The following is a 4,524-nucleotide window of genomic DNA, read 5'->3' as shown; positions in this document are numbered from 1 at the left end:
CGTCACCGCCGACGAGAGAGCGGAGAACCGCCGTGGCCGCACACCCCACACCCCGCCCACCGGACACGGCTGCGGCCATGCTCGGGCGGCGCCGGCGGGCGTGGGGTGCGCGGTGACCGCGGCCGTCGAGACCCCGGCGCGGCCCCCAGCCGCCGACGCCGCCAGGGCGCTGCTGCCCTATGAGCCGCAGTCCGCCGCGGCGGCCCGACGCCTGGTGCGCACCACGCTGCCCGGGTGGGGGTTGGAGGACCTGGTCGAGGCCGGCGAACTCATCGTCAGCGAGCTGGTCGCCAACGCCGCGAAGACCGGATGCCGGCTGAAGATGACGGTCACCGTCGAGCGCATCACCGACCGGTGCGTGCGGATCAGCGTCCGGGACGGCTCCCGCGTCCTGCCCTGTCTGGTCGACGCGGGCCCCGCCGCCGAGTCCGGCCGCGGCCTGGCCCTGGTCCACCACCTCACCGGCGGCCACTGGGGCGCCACCCCCGAGCCGTACGGCAAGACCGTCCACGCGGACCTGCGCACTCGCGTTCCCGGTTCGGCATAGGCCCAGGGCGCCCGTGCCCAAGGTACGTCGGGGCCGGCTCTCTACCCGGGCACTTGTGCACCGGCTGCCCGGCCGTGTCATGCGCGCCCGGTCGGCCCCTTGTCTCGGGCCGCCCCGCCGGCCTTCGGTGGCAGGGCCTTGCTGGTGCTCTTGCGGGCCGCGGTCTTCTTGCCGGTTTGCTTGGTGGTGCTGATGTTCTTCACGGCATCGCTGGTCTTCGGGTGCCGTTCCTGGGCGTCGGCGAGGGCACGTTCCAGGACGGCCATGAGGTCCAGGGCGGTGCCGCCGGGCGGCAGGACTCGCGACTCGGGGGCGTGCGGAGGCTCAAGGCCGGCGAGGCGGGCTTCGACGAGTTGCTCAAGGGCGTGGGCGTACTCGTCGTGCTCGGCCTCGATCCGGAAGTCCTCGGTGATGGCGTCCATGAGGGTCCGGGCCAGCGCGACCTCCTTGGGGCGTAGCTGGACGCCCTCGGGGGCGATGTCGGCAGCGGAGCGGATCTCGTCCGGCCAGAGCAGGGTCTGGAGCACGATGACGTTCTCGCGCACCCGCAGGACGGCCAGGCACTCGCGAGTCCGGATCGCCACGCGGGCGACGGCGACCTGGCCGGCCTCCAGCATGGCCTGGCGCAGCAGTGCGTACGGGCGGGCGCCGGCCGGATTTGAGGGCCCCAGGTAGTAGGCCTTGTCGTAGTTGACGGGATCGACCCGGGCGGCGTCCAGGAAGCCCAGGACCTTGATCTCCCGGGTGGTGGCGAGCGGGAGGTCGGCGAGGTCGTTGTGGGTCAGGACGACGGTGCGTCCGTCCGGAGCCTCGTATCCGCGGGCCACCTCCTCGTACGGCACCTCCGTGCCGTCCAGCTCGCACACGCGCCTGTTCCTGATCCGGCCGCCGTCGGCGGCGTGGACCTGGTGCAGCGGCACAGCATGCCGCTCGGTCGCCGTATACACGTTCACCGGGATCGACACGAGCGAGAAGCTGATCGACAAGCGGGCGATCGTCTTCGGCATCGCCACCTCCGGGGTCCGGTCCTGCTGCCCCCTCCATCCCATCGTGGCCCGTGGGGCCTGGGGCTGGAGCGAGATGGCTCTGACCTGGGGAGTCGCAGGGGCCGACGACTTGAATCGCAAATTTGTTCGATCTACTTTGGGGGTGTGACCGCCGACGTTCCGTTCTCCCTCGCCGCCCGCCCCGACGCTCTGCCGGGCGATGCCGAGCGGGCTCCCAGGGAGCTGATGACGCTGCCCGGCCGCCACCACGACGTCCGCCGCTGGCGCCTGGTGGAGATCCGGCTCAACGGCCGCTGGGCGCCCGCGCTGCTCACCGTGTGGCGGCGTCCGCCCGGCAGTCCGCTGTGGGTGGTCCACGTCGCCTGGGGCCCCGACGTCGGCGGCCCGGGCGAGGAGCGCTGGGCCTGGTTCCAGTTCGACGCCGCCCGCATCCGCCCCCTCGCCGAACCCGCGAGTGCCGCCTTCGCCCCGCGCGACACCGTCCGGGTGCTGCCCGAGCTGGCGGGTCCGTCCGGCGTGGAGTCGGGCGAGGGCTGCTGGCGGCTCGCCTGGCTCCGTGCCGCCGGCACCTGGCGTTCGGCCCTGATCACCATCCGCCGACGCCCCACCCCGGCCGCGCCCTGGATCGCCTACGCCCGTTGGGGCGAGGACCAGCAGGCCGGATGGGTTGTCGTGGACGACAGCCTGCGGCTGATCGACCCCGCCGCGGACACCGCGCCCCACCACGGCGAGCGGTCCCGATGACACTCACCGCCGTCCCCGAACCCGCCCCCGCCGACCCTGCCCGGCGCCTGGCCGACCTCATGGACGCGACCTCGCCGCCACCCGCGCCCAACAGACGGCCAGCGGCACCCTCCCCGTCCTGGACCCGCTGCGCCCGCTGGTACCGGGCGGAGGGCTGGCCCGGGGCACGGTCACCGAGGTGGCCGATGTGGGTCTTCTGCTTGCGGTGGCCGTAGGCCCTGCGACCGCCGACCCGCACGCCTGGTCCGCTGCCGTGGGGCTCGGAGAGGTCGGGTGGGCGGCTGCTGCGGGCTACGGAATGGACCTGCGCCGCCTGGTCGTCGCCGACACCCTGGGCTCCCACTACGCGGACGTCGTGGCGTCGTTGGCCGCCGCGTGCCCCGTCGTTCTGGCCGCGGCTCCTTCCCGGGGCCTGGCGCCGCGGGCCGTCGACCGCCTCGTCGGCCACCTGCGCCGGGCCGGGACCGTCCTGATCACCCCCGGCCCATGGCCCGGTGCCCACCTGCGCCTGGACGTGACCGCCCGGCACTGGTCCGGCGTGCACGACGGCTGGGGGCAGCTCGAACGACGGCACGTGAGGGTGGAGTCCCCGAGGCCGGGGCTCGGCGGCGCGAGCGTGCTTTGCCGAGCTGTGGCTCCCGGACGCCACGGGCGCCGTCGCGGCGGCGACGGAGTCCACAGCCCTCGCGGAGACGCCCAACGGCGGTGGCACGGCCGCCGCGGCGGGATGACCGCCCTGAGCGCGGAGCCGGCATGCCGCGCGGCCCCCGGTCCGCTGTAGGTTTCAGCGTCACTTGTCATTCTGAGTGAGCTTGACCTGCAGCCTCGGGCGGGTGTCTGGTCGACTTGCCGTTGGTTCTGTCCGGACGACTTGTCGTCCACTTCAGACGGGTGACTGTCCGGCGTCGTTGCAGCGGGCGACAGACAGGTCCCCGGCCTGCGGACGTTTCGTGTGGCTGCGCGATCAATCCGGAACGGAATCGGGCCCGTCCAGGGCCTCCCGCCAGACGTTGCCGCCTTCGGCCCAGGTCCAGAACCACTTCCGCAACGAAGCGGTCGCGTGGCGAAGGCCGTCGTGCGGGGTCTCGCCCCACTCGGGGACCCAGCCGTCGCAGTCGTAGAGCAGCACCGGGTTGTCGGCGGCGAGCAGCGAGACGTACCAGTACATCGTGCAGCCGCCGCCCGTCAGATAGAACCAGGACGCCGGCACCCCTTCCGCGCGGTGGCGCTCCTGGACGTTCACTGCGGAAGGCCAGTCGTTCAGGTGCCCCGGCACCCGGTTCCCCTCGCGCAGGCCGACAAGCCCGCCATCGGGCCCGAAGCCGCCATCCGCGACCTCCGTCCAGATACGGCGGAGCAGATCGGGCAGCCGACGCCCGATCCGTCGCTCGACATCCTCGACCTCGGCCACGGTGACCGGCGGGAACAGCGGCCCGCGTGGGGCGTCCGCGTAATACGCGGCCACTTCCTCGGCCCAGGAATCGAGCGAGACCGTCCCATCGCTGCTCGTTCCCCGCCGACCCGGGTGGGGCCGGTCAAACCAGTCGGCGCCGTAACGCTCCGCGATCCAGGCACTCGGCACCCACGCCCTGTCAAAGCGCCGCCCCGGATCCCAGGCCCGGATACGCAGCTTCTCGATCAACGCATCGTCGTCCGCCGGCTCCTCGGCGATTCCAGGATGCCGGAGCGGCTCAGGGGAATCGGGCGAAGCGGCGGTCATGCACCGAGAGCATAGTTGTGGGGCGACGTCGGGTGTCCCGTCCAATCTGAACTGGCAGCCGATCCGCCGCTGACCCGCGGGGCAGGCCGATCCTGGCCAAGCAGACGGCCGAGGACGTCTTCCCGCTGCCCCGCCAGCTCGCCGGCGACGGCGAACTCTTCGCACTCACCGTGACCGGCGACTCGATGAGCGGCGCCGCAGCAGCCATCGAGGATGGCGACACCGTCATCGTGCGCCGCCAACCGGTCGCCGAGAAACATCGTGGCCGCAATGATCGACGACGAGGCCACCGTCAAGCACCTCAAACGCGAGGACGACCGGATCCGGCTGACGCCCCACAACCCGGCCTACGAGCCGAACAACGGCGACAACGCGACCATCCCGGGAAAGGCCGTCACCGTCCTGCGCCGCCTGTGACGGACGCCCTCGCCATCAACCACACGAACAGCCGAAACCCTGGCTGCGATCCGTGAACAGCGCTACGCTGCGCCAGGCCGGTCGAGGGC

The 4,524-nt window shown here is 72.7% G+C and carries 5 protein-coding genes and 1 pseudogene; 4 read left to right on the top strand and 2 right to left on the bottom strand.

Translation table 11 applies throughout. The annotated features are described in order from the left end of the window. Positions 1-547 (top strand): ATP-binding protein (locus tag ACFU7Y_RS40695; RefSeq protein ID WP_380771426.1); only part of this gene is annotated, 547 nt, incomplete at its 5' end. A 77-nt stretch (positions 548-624) separates the two neighbouring features. On the opposite strand, the gene ACFU7Y_RS40690 is transcribed toward ACFU7Y_RS40695, so the two are convergent. Continuing rightward, positions 625-1,554 (bottom strand): Ku protein, encoded by a 930-nt coding sequence (locus tag ACFU7Y_RS40690; RefSeq protein ID WP_380771424.1) that lies wholly within the window; start codon positions 1,552-1,554, stop codon positions 625-627. 144 nt (positions 1,555-1,698) lie between these two features. Here ACFU7Y_RS40690 and ACFU7Y_RS40685 point away from each other — a divergent pair, with 144 nt between their 5' ends. Together ACFU7Y_RS40685 and ACFU7Y_RS40680 are read left to right on the top strand one after the other, a co-directional pair. Further along, positions 1,699-2,298, top strand: coding sequence for a hypothetical protein (locus ACFU7Y_RS40685; protein WP_380771422.1), 600 nt, complete (start codon positions 1,699-1,701; stop codon positions 2,296-2,298). Positions 2,299-2,485: 187 nt separating this feature from the next. Beyond that, the gene (locus tag ACFU7Y_RS40680; protein ID WP_380771420.1) at positions 2,486-3,079 is read left to right on the top strand and encodes a hypothetical protein; all 594 of its coding nucleotides are present in this window, start codon (positions 2,486-2,488) and stop codon (positions 3,077-3,079) included. Between the two features lie 183 nt (positions 3,080-3,262). Here the strand turns inward: ACFU7Y_RS40680 and ACFU7Y_RS40675 are convergent, their stop codons facing one another. After that, on the bottom strand, positions 3,263-4,018 hold the full coding sequence (locus tag ACFU7Y_RS40675; protein ID WP_380771418.1) for a hypothetical protein: 756 nt from the start codon (positions 4,016-4,018) through the stop codon (positions 3,263-3,265). 80 nt (positions 4,019-4,098) lie between these two features. On the opposite strand from ACFU7Y_RS40675, the pseudogene ACFU7Y_RS40670 reads away from it, so the two are divergent. Then, positions 4,099-4,435, top strand: a pseudogene (locus ACFU7Y_RS40670) (LexA family protein); the annotation flags it as partial. Positions 4,436-4,524 lie beyond the last annotated feature (89 nt).

Source organism: Kitasatospora sp. NPDC057542, from assembly GCF_042801945.1.
Classification (GTDB): domain Bacteria; phylum Actinomycetota; class Actinomycetes; order Streptomycetales; family Streptomycetaceae; genus Kitasatospora.
Note: the sequence above shows the minus strand (reverse complement) of the source record. Positions and strands in the feature narration are given on the sequence as shown.